The 13,178-nt window shown below is 35.3% G+C and carries 15 protein-coding genes and 1 pseudogene; 1 reads left to right on the top strand and 15 read right to left on the bottom strand.

Features of this window, described 5'->3' with window-relative positions; all coding sequences use genetic code 11:
• Window positions 1-1,228 precede the first annotated feature (1,228 nt).
• From ACFSO7_RS06580 to yneA, 12 genes and pseudogenes are all read right to left on the bottom strand, one after another.
• Complete coding sequence (locus ACFSO7_RS06580) at window positions 1,229-1,381, bottom strand: hypothetical protein (protein WP_377876415.1); 153 nt, start codon at window positions 1,379-1,381, stop codon at window positions 1,229-1,231.
• 194 nt (window positions 1,382-1,575) lie between these two features.
• The gene (locus tag ACFSO7_RS06575; RefSeq protein WP_377876413.1) at window positions 1,576-1,788 is read right to left on the bottom strand and encodes a YneF family protein; all 213 of its coding nucleotides are present in this window, start codon (window positions 1,786-1,788) and stop codon (window positions 1,576-1,578) included.
• A 77-nt stretch (window positions 1,789-1,865) separates the two neighbouring features.
• Window positions 1,866-2,306 carry a sporulation inhibitor of replication protein SirA gene (sirA, locus tag ACFSO7_RS06570; protein ID WP_377876411.1) on the bottom strand — a complete coding sequence of 147 codons (441 nt, stop codon included), beginning with the start codon at window positions 2,304-2,306 and terminating at the stop codon, window positions 1,866-1,868.
• A gap of 149 nt (window positions 2,307-2,455) precedes the next feature.
• Window positions 2,456-2,794: a YrdB family protein gene (locus tag ACFSO7_RS06565; RefSeq protein WP_377876410.1), complete on the bottom strand. Its 339-nt coding sequence runs from the start codon at window positions 2,792-2,794 to the stop codon at window positions 2,456-2,458.
• Window positions 2,791-3,366: a TetR/AcrR family transcriptional regulator gene (locus ACFSO7_RS06560; protein WP_377876408.1), complete on the bottom strand. Its 576-nt coding sequence runs from the start codon at window positions 3,364-3,366 to the stop codon at window positions 2,791-2,793. Before ACFSO7_RS06560 ends, ACFSO7_RS06565 begins: the two co-directional genes overlap by 4 nt.
• On the bottom strand, window positions 3,366-4,085 hold the full coding sequence (locus ACFSO7_RS06555; RefSeq protein ID WP_377876406.1) for an MBL fold metallo-hydrolase: 720 nt from the start codon (window positions 4,083-4,085) through the stop codon (window positions 3,366-3,368). Before ACFSO7_RS06555 ends, ACFSO7_RS06560 begins: the two co-directional genes overlap by 1 nt.
• A 530-nt stretch (window positions 4,086-4,615) precedes the next feature.
• Window positions 4,616-5,147 (bottom strand): annotated as a pseudogene (locus ACFSO7_RS06550) (IS3 family transposase); the annotation flags it as partial.
• Window positions 5,137-5,334, bottom strand: a complete 198-nt coding sequence (locus tag ACFSO7_RS06545; protein ID WP_377876405.1) for a helix-turn-helix domain-containing protein — start codon at window positions 5,332-5,334, stop codon at window positions 5,137-5,139. The gene ACFSO7_RS06545 and the pseudogene ACFSO7_RS06550, both read right to left, overlap by 11 nt.
• 74 nt (window positions 5,335-5,408) lie before the next feature.
• A complete protein-coding gene (tkt, locus tag ACFSO7_RS06540; RefSeq protein WP_377876403.1) occupies window positions 5,409-7,415 on the bottom strand; it encodes a transketolase in 2,007 nt (668 codons plus the stop codon).
• 185 nt (window positions 7,416-7,600) lie between these two features.
• Complete coding sequence (locus ACFSO7_RS06535; RefSeq protein WP_377876466.1) at window positions 7,601-7,834, bottom strand: DUF896 domain-containing protein; 234 nt, start codon at window positions 7,832-7,834, stop codon at window positions 7,601-7,603.
• Between the two features lie 99 nt (window positions 7,835-7,933).
• Complete coding sequence (locus tag ACFSO7_RS06530) at window positions 7,934-8,581, bottom strand: YneB family resolvase-like protein (protein WP_377876401.1); 648 nt, start codon at window positions 8,579-8,581, stop codon at window positions 7,934-7,936.
• A gap of 3 nt (window positions 8,582-8,584) precedes the next feature.
• A complete protein-coding gene (yneA, locus tag ACFSO7_RS06525; protein ID WP_377876399.1) occupies window positions 8,585-8,908 on the bottom strand; it encodes a cell division suppressor protein YneA in 324 nt (107 codons plus the stop codon).
• A gap of 157 nt (window positions 8,909-9,065) precedes the next feature.
• Between yneA and lexA the strand changes: the two genes are divergently transcribed.
• On the top strand, window positions 9,066-9,686 hold the full coding sequence (gene lexA, locus ACFSO7_RS06520) for a transcriptional repressor LexA (RefSeq protein ID WP_377876397.1): 621 nt from the start codon (window positions 9,066-9,068) through the stop codon (window positions 9,684-9,686).
• A gap of 309 nt (window positions 9,687-9,995) precedes the next feature.
• Here the strand turns inward: lexA and glnA are convergent, their stop codons facing one another.
• The 3 genes from glnA to ACFSO7_RS06505 form a co-directional block, all read right to left on the bottom strand.
• A complete protein-coding gene (glnA, locus tag ACFSO7_RS06515; protein ID WP_377876395.1) occupies window positions 9,996-11,330 on the bottom strand; it encodes a type I glutamate--ammonia ligase in 1,335 nt (444 codons plus the stop codon).
• Between the two features lie 17 nt (window positions 11,331-11,347).
• Window positions 11,348-11,755 (bottom strand): MerR family transcriptional regulator, encoded by a 408-nt coding sequence (locus ACFSO7_RS06510; RefSeq protein WP_377876393.1) that lies wholly within the window; start codon window positions 11,753-11,755, stop codon window positions 11,348-11,350.
• Window positions 11,756-11,888: 133 nt separating this feature from the next.
• Window positions 11,889-13,175 (bottom strand): methionine gamma-lyase family protein, encoded by a 1,287-nt coding sequence (locus ACFSO7_RS06505; protein WP_377876391.1) that lies wholly within the window; start codon window positions 13,173-13,175, stop codon window positions 11,889-11,891.
• Window positions 13,176-13,178: the final 3 nt, after the last annotated feature.

The raw sequence follows: 13,178 nt of genomic DNA, 5'->3' as shown, positions 1-13,178 counted from the left end.
GCCTTTAATATCTTCAATTTTTCCTCTACAGGATAAGCCCTTTTAGACAAAATAAATACTCCCCTTGAGTAAACAGATTTTTATTTTTTAATCTGTCTACTTAAAGGGGAGCATATCAGAATGAAAGGGGGTTTCCACTTCCTGTTTTTAACCATTTCGGTAATTCTTGATTAAAACGCATTTATTAAGTCCCTTTCTTTTATAATGGTAATTGAATACTTTCATTAGGATCAAAAAATGCTCCAAGAATTATTGGATGTGTGCAAAGAGATCAACGTAGCGAGCGTTGGCCTCTTTTTAGTTTACTTTTTAAATCCATAAGCAAAGTCATGTAGGTTATTTTGATTTCCACTTAATATCTTTAAAATGAAATAAATCGTTTCTATATGGTTATCTCCTAGTATAATTTCAGTTATAGAGGCATTAAAAAATTCAATATTTGTTTTAATATCTGTTCTTTTTGATCTAATGTAAGTTCATCTAAGATGTCTGAGTTCATGTTTGATTATCTGTTTAGATTCATTAATGAGCTACTGCTAATTGCTTTAGCCAACAACTGAACGTCACTTAAAGAGGATAACTACCTCTGAGCTTTCGATATATCCCCATGCCCTAACATTCGAGATATAGAGTAAACATTCATATTAACAGTCGTTAAACTTTTGACAGAATAAAAATGTTTGAGTGAATGAGGCGAAACACTCTTCCCTTTAATTCAAGCCCTTTTGCCAGCCTCATTTACTACCGCATTCTATGCCAAGTTTAAATTTCCGGAGCTTGTATAAGATAAAAAAGGAATGTTCATCGGTAACTTTATTTTTAAAATATTTCTTTTTCAATCTTTCGTATTTGATTAATATTGATAAAAACCATTCTCTCTTTATTCCCTATACCATTCACAAGATAGTAGTTTCTTTTACATTAATAGATTTAAACCCCTTGACCACAATCAGCCAACATAGCAATAGTGGCTTTATTTCTAATTTCGAGGTCGTTCCTAAATGAAAAAGAATCAATCATCGCTTGTACTTCTTTTTCTTAAAATCCTTTAAATACATTCTTTGGTACTTTAGGAATTTTCACCTTTTTTAGCTATGTTCTCCTTCGAATATTCCTCTCTCTCGCACCAACTAAAGAACACTCTAATCAACTTAATCACCGAAACTATTCTTTGAGGTTGCATCACCGATTGTTGCTTTAATCTAAAATAAGCCTTCAAATCATGGGCTTATACATTTTCTAATTCATGAATCCTTCTCTTTACTAACAAAAATTGTTTCAATTGCCTTAATTCTTGGCGTTTATTAATCATCTTCTTCTTGGTTAATCCTTTTTCTTCACAATAAAATAGATATTCGTTTAACAAATCTTCCAATTCCAATTAAAAAACCACCTTTCCTGTTTATCTTTCACAGAAAAAGTGGTGGTTTTTTTCAAAAAGGATGATTACGCAATTATCACATAAAGCGTAAAAGAGAAATTAACCAAATTAACAAATATTGGATTATACTTCTCTATTTCATTGCTTATAAACAAATGACAAAGCCTTATGTGGCAAGTGTTCAAGTACCCTTATTATTTAGATTGCTTATTCATTGCTTGCATCATTTGATTGATTTTCTTTTGGGAAGGCTTCTGACCCATTTGCATCATCATAACCTTTAACATTTGTTCATTAATTGGTGGATTTTTCTTTAAGTAGCTCATCATATATCTCCGAGCAATGAAAAATCCTAGTGCTACACCAGCAACTAAGCATAGTATACCAACTAGAATATAATAACCCATAAAACACTTCCTCCTTCATGTTGTCTACCAAATACAGTCTAGCAAAACAAAAGCTATTATACAATATCTCGTACTAATTAAACAAATTTTCTTTCTTTAATCGGCTTTAGCCATCCATATCGCCCACACTCTGTATCAATGGCCAAGAACGATGGTTCACATTTTCTTAAAACTTCGAAAAAAATCGCTTCTGCTTCATAGCTACCATCTGCTGTGACCGTGACATACTTGTCACTGATTACTAAAGTGGCACCACTTGTTTTTCCAGGTAAAGCAACTTCATAAAATCCATTTTTAGCTGAGTAACCTTTTACTTTTGATAATTCTTGGTGGATCATTTGGTGAATTCTTAAAGCTGGTATAGGCTTTGTTATATAATTGATCTGTTTATTTATTATTAATTTTAATTTTCCGGAACTTTGTTCACTCTCTAAAAACAATTCAAAGAACATTCGCTCTCTACCAAAATAATGATTAGCAAATTCATCTTCAATCAAGTAAAGCTGATACACTCTCAACGTGATCACTCCTTGTGGACAAACTCCTTTCATCTATTATAAATAAACAATAGAAAAAGGTTTGTCTGAAGATGTTAAAAAGAATGACAACTTTTGTCGAAACTGTATATTTTGGATTGAAAATTTAAATTTTCATTAGACCTCAATCTCTACTGTTTCCAAATAATCATAAGTGTACTATTTACAACAACAGAAATGGCAAATGTAATCGCTATTTTCGATTGTCCAGTTGAAAATAATGCTGCGGTTGCAGATCCAAAAATAGCTAATTCGAGCAAGATTCGTAATGGATTAGATAATTGGTATGGCGCTTGGGGGGAAATAAACATTCCCCAAACGACTGCAACTAGTAGTGGAGTGCCAATTCCAAGCAAAGACTTTGTAATAAGAGTTTTCCCAGTGTGAAATCCCCAGTAACCGATAGCAAGTAAGCCACATAGCTCTAATATAAATCGCAAACCTAAATTAGCCCATTTTAGGACAATCATACTTTCTCACCTAACCTTCTTGTTTTAATTCCACATACAAAAGTTTGCAATATTTGCTTAAAACTTTCGTCTTTACTCAATTCTATATTGAATCCATTTTTCAATTCTAACGAAGCAAAACCATGAACAATACTCCTTAAACCCCTAACCATATGGAGTGCATCATCTTTCTGAAGATGAAACACTTCTAAAACTTTAAGTATTAATTGAACAATTTCATCAGCTGTTTGAATCATTTTAGAATCGGTAAATACGACTTTCGCCATTGTCGCCTCATAAAGGCCTGGATGATTTCTAACAAATTCAACATATGCGTTACCAATGGCATAAAGCGCTTCCTCCCCAGATTTACCTATTACACTTATTATTAAAGTTTCTTTTAATTTTCCAATGGCATAGCCTGCCAATTCCTTTTTTAAACCAGGGAGTCCATCCACATGGTTATATAATGAAGGTGTCTTAATTTGTAATGACTTTGCCAAGCTTGCAAGTGAAATTTGATCAAACCCATATTGATCTACCATATCACCAGCAGCCTGTAACACAGATAGTTTATCGAGACCTTTACGCACTATTTCCCCTTCTTTCTAAGTGTTTCTTTTGCTTTTATGATTGAACGAGACATCTCTTCTATTGGGTTTACTAACATATCACCATGTCCGACTGCTAATAAAGAAGGTTGCAAATTACGTAGTAATTCGGCACTTTTAATAGATAATTTAAAGTTCCATGTACCAAACGTCGGAAATGGAAATAATAGATTCATTTTTCCTGCAACAGCTATTCCACCTCGCGTTTGAAAAGCATCACCTGCGATTAATGCATTTGTACGAGTATCTAAAAAAGCCATATGTCCCGGTGTATGTCCTGGAGCCAAAACAGCCTGTAAAGATCCTACCACTTCTCTGTCTTGCACGAAAAAATCCGGTCTCGATTTCAATCCCTTAGGAGCACCACCTTTAATAGGCATTTGAGGTTCATCTGACTGTAAAGTTTTGTCTCCTTTTAAAAGCTTAGAGTCTCTTTCAGAAATATATATTTTTGCATTCGGTAATTTCTCCTTTAGTTTATCTAAAGAACCTAGATGATCATCATGTGCATGTGTTAAAACAATTCGAGTAACTGGCTTTCCAATTTGATCTGCTACTTTCAATATTCCTTTATGACTATATGGTAGTGCAGCATCAATTAAAGTTAATTCTGATTCTTCCTCAACAATGTAGCAATTTACTGGAAAAATATTTGTAAGAAATGTAATTTGATATAAAAATCCTTGCTTCTGAATACGCATGGAAAAATCCTCCTTAATAAACTAATCTAATTAGTATTATAACTAATAACATTAGTTTAGCAAGTGATTTTATTCGACATTATTATTTTTCAAAAAACTTGACATCAATACATTTAAAGTGTTATATTTTATATTCTTCATTAATTGACGTAACTTGAAACTGTAAAAGTAAATGAATTGGCATTCTACTATTGTTTTAAATGGACTTATTCACACTGGATCGGCTTCGGAGCCGTAAGGATGTTAGAGAGGTAGGGCTAGCATCGTTTAAGAAAACTTCAGGTGGAAACAGACCGCGGCAAATTTATTTTAACTATAAATAGATTATACTTTACTTGTGAAGTGGCAAGTTATATAGAAAAGCTGAAGCATTTCGATCACCCCCGATAAAGAAGACTAGTTGATTGGCGAGAGTAGCGAAACCAGAAACCTAGTCGCACTTCGAGGGGCTAGGCGCTGAAGCTGGACAATTTCAACAAAAGCGAACTAATCTAATGAAGTGACCGCATAAAGTTAGACATGTTATTTCTTTAGGCAGCTTGGAGGGCATGAACTCGGTATTGTACCGGGCTCATGCCTTTTAATTTTGCCTTAATTCGTTTGTGATTATAGTACTCTATATATTTTCCTAATTCTTGTTTAAAGTGTTCGACACTGTCAAAATTCCTTCAAATAAAGAAGCTCTGATTTCAGGATACCAAAGAAGTTTTCCATAACGGCATTTTCGTAACAGTTCCCTTTACGAGACATACTCTGCGTAATTACGCGTTTATTTAGGGCATGTTGATATTTTTTCATTTGATAATGCCAGCCTTGATCTAAATGGAAGAGAAGAATCTCATTCTCTTGTAATCGTTCAAAAGCTTGGTCTAACATGGTTTAGACAAGTGAATAAGTTGGTCTTGAGCCGAGCGTATATGTAATTATTTCACCATTATACAAATCTAAAATTGGAGATAAATATAGCTTTTCTCCAAACAATTTAAACTCTGTAATGTCCGTAACCCATTTCTCATTTGGTTTTTTAGACTTGAAATTACGATTAAGGATATTAGGGGCCACACCCAATTGAATACCTTGTATATTTATTTTGAAATGCATCTATCCCATGTTTACGAAACTTTGTGACCCAAACTTGTAACATTATGACTCCAACATTGTACTTTTGAGCTATGTCTCTCAACGATTCTACACCATTAATATAAGCTTCCACTGCGGCTAATTTTGTTTCTAAGGAATATTTCGTCATAAAAAACTGCACCTCCAATTGTTAGTTGTGTCTAACAATTAGGGTGCAGTTCATAATCTAGTTCGCTTTTTGCTTTAATTTTGTAATAAAGTTTTAACTCGCGTGATGACATTTTCAACTGAAAATCCGTATTCTTTCATAACAATCCCACCTGGAGCAGAGGCACCAAATTGATCGATGGCAAGAACATCTCCTTCATCACCAGTGTATTTATGCCATCCTAAAGATGCAGCCATTTCAATACCAAGTCGTTTTTTAACTATTTTCGGAAGAACGCTTTCCTTATATTCTTTAGATTGTTTATCAAAACGATCCCATGATGGCATACTCACGACAGCTACATCGATCCCTTCAGCTTGTAGTGCTTTTTGGGCTTCAACAGCTAAATTAACCTCAGAACCAGTAGCAAGTAATAATGCATCAGCCGTTTCCTTACTAGCAGGTGAAATCACATAAGCACCTTTGGATACCCCATCATAGGCATTTCTATCAGTATTGGGTAATGTTGGAAGATTCTGTCTCGTTAAAACTAAAGCTGTAGGTTTATCGGTTGATTCCATAGCAATCTTCCAAGCCGCAGCTGTTTCATTACCGTCAGCTGGACGAATGACAGATAAATTAGGCATTGCACGTAAAGCTGGTAACTGTTCAATCGGTTCATGTGTAGGGCCATCTTCACCTACTGCGATACTATCATGTGTAAATACATAGGTAACAGGTAAACCCATTAAAGCTGCCAATCGAATCGCAGGGCGCAAATAATCTGAAAACACAAAGAATGTTCCACCAAACACTTTTAATCCACCATGTAATGCCATACCATTTAACGCAGCACCCATTGCGAATTCACGAACACCAAACCAAATATTACGACCTTCGTATGTATTTGGTAAGAAATCATTTGACCCTTTAATAGTTGTATTGTTCGATCCAGCAAGGTCAGCCGAGCCGCCAAACAGAGAAGGTAAATTTTTTGCCATCCCATTTATTACCTCAGCAGATGAAGCACGACTTGCTAAGCTTTTCCCTTCTGTATAGACGGGAATATCTTTATCCCACCCTGCAGGTAGCTCTTGATTTAGGGCCATTTCAAGCTGTAAACCTAGTTCTGGGAATTTCTCTTTGTACTGTTCAAATAATTCATTCCACTCTTTTTCCTTGTTCTGACCATTTTCTACAACTTTCTCTTTAAAATAGTCATATACTTCTTGTGGAATATGGAAATCCTCTTCGAAGGTCCATTGATAAGCTTCTTTCGTTAATTTCAATTCATCTGCACCTAACGGCTTACCATGTACATCTGATTTTCCAGACATATTAGGGGAACCGTAGCCAATTACCGTTTTTACTTCGATCATTGTTGGACGATTTAAGTCCTGTTTCGCCTCTTCTAGCGCTTGCGCTATTTCTTCTAAATTATTTCCATCTTCTACTTTTATATATTGCCATCCATAGGATTTGAATCGGTCAGCAACACTTTCCGAGAATGACTGAGACAAATCCCCATCTAATGAAATATCATTTGAATCGTATAACACTACTAATCGACCAAGTTTAAGATGACCTGCTAGTGATGCCGCCTCTGCGGATACACCCTCCATTAAGTCACCATCTCCGCAAATACTATATGTATAATGATTAATTAATTCATAACTCTCTTTATTATATACAGCAGCAACATGACGCTCAGCCATTGCCATACCAACAGCCATCGCGATACCTTGGCCTAATGGCCCTGTAGTAGCTTCTACACCAGCAGTATGTCTAAATTCTGGATGCCCTGGAGTTTTACTTCCCCATTGACGGAAATTCTTTATATCATCCATTGATAAATCGTAACCAGATAAATGTAATAAACTATATAGCAGCATGGACCCATGACCTGCCGATAAAACAAAACGATCACGATTGAACCAATTTGGATTTTTTGGATTATGATTCATAAAACGAGTCCATAATGTATAAGCCATTGGAGCTGCACCCATCGGCATTCCCGGATGACCTGAATTCGCTTTTTCAATTGCATCAATCGATAAAGTACGTATGGAAGCTACGGAAAGAGCATCAATCTTTTCAAACATAAAATACATTCCCTTCAAAGTAGATTAACTATAGATTTTAATTTTCAATATTAATATTAATGTGTCCATACTATTAATACAACCAAACGAATACTTAAATAGCAAAAAAAGCCACTTTGTAAATATTTTGTCACAAAGATGGCTTAAGTATGTGTGAGTTGGATAAAAGACAAAACCGTGTACTACTAGTGCAAAGGAGTATTCGATTTTAACTTTTTAATTTTATCTGGTGTTACATCATCACCTTTAGGATCAATGATCTTTACACCTGTTAAAGTTTTTAGCATGGAAGAACGAAATTGTTCAAGATATTCCCTGCGAAGCCTTGACTGCTCCTTCGCTTCAAGTTCTGTTAACCCAGTTGTTTTCGCTTTTCTTGCCAATTCATTGATGCGATCAATCCGTTCATTCGGAAGCATACTCAACCCATCTTTCTTTCTAAATATCATAACAGTAACCATCATTAAAATTACTACATGATATTACTAAAAAAAAAGCTTTTTGACAAGGCAAACGATCTATCCTTCTATCGAGTCTATATAATCCTGATATCTTCTATGAACAGTGGCTTTAGAAACGTTATGGCCAAATCCTCTTAAAGTTGCCGCTATTTCAGTGAAAGTTAAATTATTTTTCCGTAATCGTACAATTTCTTCTATTGGCACTTCAATTTTTTCACGACCAGCATGCAATCCCTGGTTTTTCAAATTCCTCTTAGGTTCAAAGCCGTTTTGAACAGCTCGTTTCATTCCTCTTTTAATTTTCAAATTATGAATTTTCCGCTGATATTCTTCTACAATTCCAACAATTTGTAATACCATGGAATCTGCTTCTGATAGTTGCAATTCCCCTTGATGAGAAACCGAAAGTAATTTTACATTTTCTTTTCTAATACAATGTAATAAAGCGATCTTTGTATTTCCACGCCCAAGACGAGTTTCATCTTGTATCAGAAGTGCACCGATTGAATCTTCTTTTATTAATCGTAATACTTCTATTATTCCTTCCCTTTCAAGTTCATATCCGCTTGCTTGGTCTCTAATAATAGAAACAATTTCATAGCCTTGAATTTCTGCTAATTTAATTAATTCTTCCTCTTGTCTTTTAAGTGAAGTTTCTTGGGTTACTTTATTCGTACTAACTCTACAATAAATAATCGCTTTCATTTTTTATTCACCTATTGCACTGGCTATTTCATTAGTTGATCCACTTGGAAAATTCTTAATTGGTAAAACAACTTGTTCACCTGGGGTTAGCTTTCTTTCATCCAACTCATTATGAGTAAGCATCCAGTTGACAAATTGCTTATTTGACAATCCACTTACAGTTGAATAACGACCTGCAATGTCCCAAAGTGTATCACCATGGTTAATCGTAATGATCATATTCTGCTCTTCCTTTAAATCAGATTTAAAGCTTAAAAATAAAGCAGTAAAACAGCTTATACTAATTAATAAAATCGTGTATGTATGTTTTGTCCAAATTTGCTTCATAAACTAACACCTCTTATAGAATATATGTTCTTATTTTCCTCAAATCGATTATATTACGAACATTTGTTTGTTGTCAACACATTAACGAACTTATGTTTGTATTAATTGGTAATACATGCTATAATCGAACTAACAAATTGACATGAGGTGCGTTATTATGACAAAGTTATCCAAGCGCCAACAAGATATACTGGCCTTTATTAAAGATGAAGTTCGCGCAAAAGGTTATCCTCCGTCTGTACGAGAGATTGGAGAAGCAGTAGGTCTTGCTTCTAGTTCGACTGTACATGGACATTTAGCACGACTTGAATCAAAGGGTTTAATAAGAAGAGACCCGACTAAACCGAGAGCAATCGAAATACTGGATTTAGAAACCTCTACTATACCTATGCAAAATGTCATCACAGTCCCTGTGATTGGAAAAGTAACAGCAGGACTTCCTATTACCGCGATTGAAAATGTCGAGGAATATTTTCCACTTCCAGCAAGTTTTGCACCAGCTGACGAAAATGTTTTTATGTTGGAAATTATGGGAGATAGCATGATAGAAGCAGGAATATTAGATGGGGACTATGTAGTTGTTAGACAGCAACCAACTGCCAACAATGGAGATATCGTTGTTGCTATGACCGATGAAGATGAAGCTACAGTCAAGAGGTTTTTTAAAGAAAAAGACTATTTCCGCCTACAACCTGAAAATTCGTCTTTAGAACCTATCCTACTTCAAAACGTCTCCATATTAGGTAAAGTAGTTGGCGTATTCAGAAATGTTCACTAGTAGAATTTAATCATAATTAAGGTGATTAAGATGATACGACTTTATTACAATCAATACAAAAAGTTTTTCTGGCTAATTTTATTTTTCCTTTTTTCTAGCGGCACCTTCAGCAATATGGTGAATGGAACTATATTTGAGGTTATCTTAAACGGCGCCTTAAGTCTGCTATCATTATTCATATTTATCTATCTCTTATTTACAACAAATGCAAATAATAAAGAATAAGAGAGTAAGTTAAATCTGTGATGTTTTATCAATTGATAAAGACCAGATTCTGAAATTAACATATCAGAATCCGGTCTTTATTTTTTAATACATATTCATATATTGATCGCGTTCCCATTGGTGAACGGTCGTTCTAAAAATATCCCACTCAATTTCTTTCGCTTCAACAAAGTGTTCAAGAATATGTTGACCTAGTGCGGAAGTAATTACCTCGTCTGCTTTCATTTTTGTTAAAGCTTCTGCTAATGTTGCAGGCAAATCAGTAATACCTGATTCTGCACGTTCTTCAGGAGTCATTACATAAATATTTCTATCCACAGGTGCTGGAGGTGTTAATTTGTTTTTAATTCCATCTAATCCTGCTTTTAAAAGAACCGCCATAGCAAGATATGGATTCGCTGCTGGATCTACACTTCGAACCTCAACCCGCGTACTCATTCCGCGTGATGCTGGAATACGAATTAATGGAGAACGGTTTTGTGCAGACCACGCTACATAACATGGTGCCTCATAACCTGGTACTAAACGCTTATATGAGTTAACTGTCGGATTTGTAACTGCTGTAAAGTTTTGCGCATGAGTTAAAATACCTGCGATAAATTGTTTTGCTGTTTCACTCATTTGTAAATCTGCGCTAGGGTCATAGAAAGCATTTTCTCCATTATTAAAAAGAGAAAGGTTGCAGTGCATTCCAGAACCTGCTACTCCATATAACGGTTTTGGCATAAAGGTTGCATGTAATCCGTGTTTTCGTGCAATTGTTTTAACAACTAATTTAAATGTTTGGATGTCGTCACAAGCTTTTAATGCATCAGCATATTTAAAATCGATTTCATGCTGACCAGGTGCTACTTCATGGTGAGAAGCTTCGACTTCAAAACCCATTTCTTCTAGTTCTAATACGATGTCACGACGGCAATTTTCGCCAAGGTCTGTTGGCGCTAAATCAAAATAGCCTCCATTATCATTCAATTCTAGGGTTGGTTCACCCTTTTCATCTAATTTAAATAGAAAGAACTCTGGCTCAGGTCCTAGGTTGAAATCCGTAAAGCCTAGATCATTCATTTCCTTTAAAATGCGTTTTAAATTGTTTCTTGGGTCTCCACCAAAAGGAGTCCCATCTGCATTGTGAATATCACAGATTAAACGTGCTACTTTTCCTTTTTCTGCAGTCCACGGGAAAACTACCCAAGTGTCGAGATCAGGGAATAAATACATGTCTGACTCTTCAATGCGTACGAAACCTTCAATTGAAGATCCGTCGAACATCATTTTGTTGTCTAACGCTTTATCTAATTGACTAATTGGTATTTCTACGTTTTTGATTGTTCCTAGAATATCAGTAAATTGTAAACGTACAAATTTAACATTACTTTCCCCTGCTAATCGCTTAATGTCTTCTCTTGTAAACTTCGCCATGTAGATTCCTCCTAAAATTAATGAAAAAATCGACCCATCTCACCCTTTCGAGGTGATGACTGGTTAAAACGTCCTGCTTGCATGAGTTCTTTACGTAAGATTTTCCGCAATTCCTCATTAGAAAGTTCTCTTTTTACTTTTTCTACTTCTTTCTTCACTTCTTGTGATAATTCATGGTGCTCCTGAACGGCAAATAGTTTTTTAATCCCCGCCATATTTACACCTTGATCAATTAGATCTTTTATTTCAAGGAGTTTATCAATATCATTTAAACAAAAAAGTCGTCTATTCCCATCTGTTCTTGCAGGAGATATTAACTTATGTTCTTCATAATATCGGATTTGTCTTGCCGTTAAATCGGTTAATTGCATTACAGTCCCGATTGGAAACAATGGCATCGAACGACGGATTTCCTTTTCGCTCATGACTAATCTCCTTTAGATTTTTATATTATTAGTATATGTCATGTTATAAAAAGTGTCAATATGATGTTAGGTTTTCTAACATGGAAATTTTTTAAGACATTTCAAATCTCAAAAAAATGAAAAAAGACAACTATTATAGTTGTCTTTTTTCATGTATGGTTATTAACCCATTTTCAATTAATCGATCTAACGCAATACAAATAGCCATTTTAACGTGAGAATAGGTTAATCCTCCTTGGACATACGCTACATAAGGAGGTCTTGTCGGACCATCAGCAGTCAATTCAATGCTGGCACCTTGTATAAATGTCCCAGCTGCCATGATCACATCATCCTCATATCCAGGCATATAGCTCGGATAAGGAGTGACATGAGAATTTATTGGAGAAGCAAATTGAATTGCTTGGCAAAATGCGACCATTTTATCTCGATCATCAAATTGTACGGATTGAATCAGATCTGTTCGCTTTGCATTCCATTTTGGATGTGAGTTCATACCTAATTTTTCAAGAATCGCTGCAGTGAATACAGCTCCTTTCAATGCCTGACCTACAACGTGAGGGGCAAGGAAGAAGCCTTGGTACATTTCTTGAAGACTATATAGAGATGCGCCTGCTTCCGCTCCGATACCAGGTGATGTCATCCGATAGGAACATGCTTCGACCCATTCTTTCTTTCCGACAATGTAGCCTCCTGTTTTAGCGATTCCACCCCCTGGGTTTTTTATAAGAGATCCTGCTATTAAATCTGCACCTACATGACAAGGCTCTAAATCCTCAACAAATTCCCCGTAGCAATTATCAACAAACACGATCATTTCAGGCTTGATTTCTTTGACAAAAGCTATCATTTCTTTTATTTCCTCGATGGTAAAAGAAGGCCTTGTTGCATACCCTTTCGATCGCTGAATACCGATCATTTTCGTGTTCGGCTTTATTTTTTTTGCCACTTCATTAAAATCTACTCCGCCTTTATCAGTGAGCTCAACACTTTGATACGAAATATTGTATTCCTTCAATGAGCCGACACCCGTTCCACGAATACCTACTATTTCTTCAAGCGTATCATAGGGCTTACCTGTAATATACAATAGCTCATCTCCAGGTCTTAACACCCCAAATAAAGCAATACTGATTGCATGTGTCCCAGAAATGATTTGTGGTCTAACTAAACCAGCTTCTCCACCAAAAACCTCTGCATATATTTTTTCTAACGTATCTCGTCCATTGTCATCATAGCCATAACCGGTTGTAGGGATGAAATGTGAATCGCTTACTTTATGATTTTGAAAACTTTTTAATACTCGAAATTGATTAGCGTCAATTCTTTTATCAATTTCATGATGAATGGATTGAATTTGTTTTTCAATGTCTGTTACAAGAGGCTGAAGTAGCCCTCCATTTTTTAAATGTTGAAACATGCT

The sequence above is a fragment of the Bacillus sp. CGMCC 1.16607 genome, from assembly GCF_042683745.1.
In the GTDB taxonomy this organism is placed as follows: Bacteria; Bacillota; Bacilli; order Bacillales; family Cytobacillaceae; genus Pseudoneobacillus.
Note: the sequence above shows the minus strand (reverse complement) of the source record. Positions and strands in the feature narration are given on the sequence as shown.

Coding starts and splice junctions, on each gene's coding strand:
- lexA (WP_377876397.1), top strand. CDS start 9,066: ATGACAAAGTTATCCAAGCGCCAACAAGATATACTGGCCTTTATTAAA.
- tkt (WP_377876403.1), bottom strand. CDS start 7,415: ATGTTTGAAAAGATTGATGCTCTTTCCGTAGCTTCCATACGTACTTTA.
- ACFSO7_RS06565 (WP_377876410.1), bottom strand. CDS start 2,794: ATGATTGTCCTAAAATGGGCTAATTTAGGTTTGCGATTTATATTAGAG.
- ACFSO7_RS06555 (WP_377876406.1), bottom strand. CDS start 4,085: ATGCGTATTCAGAAGCAAGGATTTTTATATCAAATTACATTTCTTACA.
- yneA (WP_377876399.1), bottom strand. CDS start 8,908: ATGAAGCAAATTTGGACAAAACATACATACACGATTTTATTAATTAGT.
- ACFSO7_RS06575 (WP_377876413.1), bottom strand. CDS start 1,788: ATGGGTTATTATATTCTAGTTGGTATACTATGCTTAGTTGCTGGTGTA.
- ACFSO7_RS06530 (WP_377876401.1), bottom strand. CDS start 8,581: ATGAAAGCGATTATTTATTGTAGAGTTAGTACGAATAAAGTAACCCAA.
- ACFSO7_RS06510 (WP_377876393.1), bottom strand. CDS start 11,755: ATGAGCGAAAAGGAAATCCGTCGTTCGATGCCATTGTTTCCAATCGGG.
- ACFSO7_RS06505 (WP_377876391.1), bottom strand. CDS start 13,175: ATGTTTCAACATTTAAAAAATGGAGGGCTACTTCAGCCTCTTGTAACA.
- ACFSO7_RS06535 (WP_377876466.1), bottom strand. CDS start 7,834: ATGCTTCCGAATGAACGGATTGATCGCATCAATGAATTGGCAAGAAAA.
- ACFSO7_RS06545 (WP_377876405.1), bottom strand. CDS start 5,334: ATGACGAAATATTCCTTAGAAACAAAATTAGCCGCAGTGGAAGCTTAT.
- glnA (WP_377876395.1), bottom strand. CDS start 11,330: ATGGCGAAGTTTACAAGAGAAGACATTAAGCGATTAGCAGGGGAAAGT.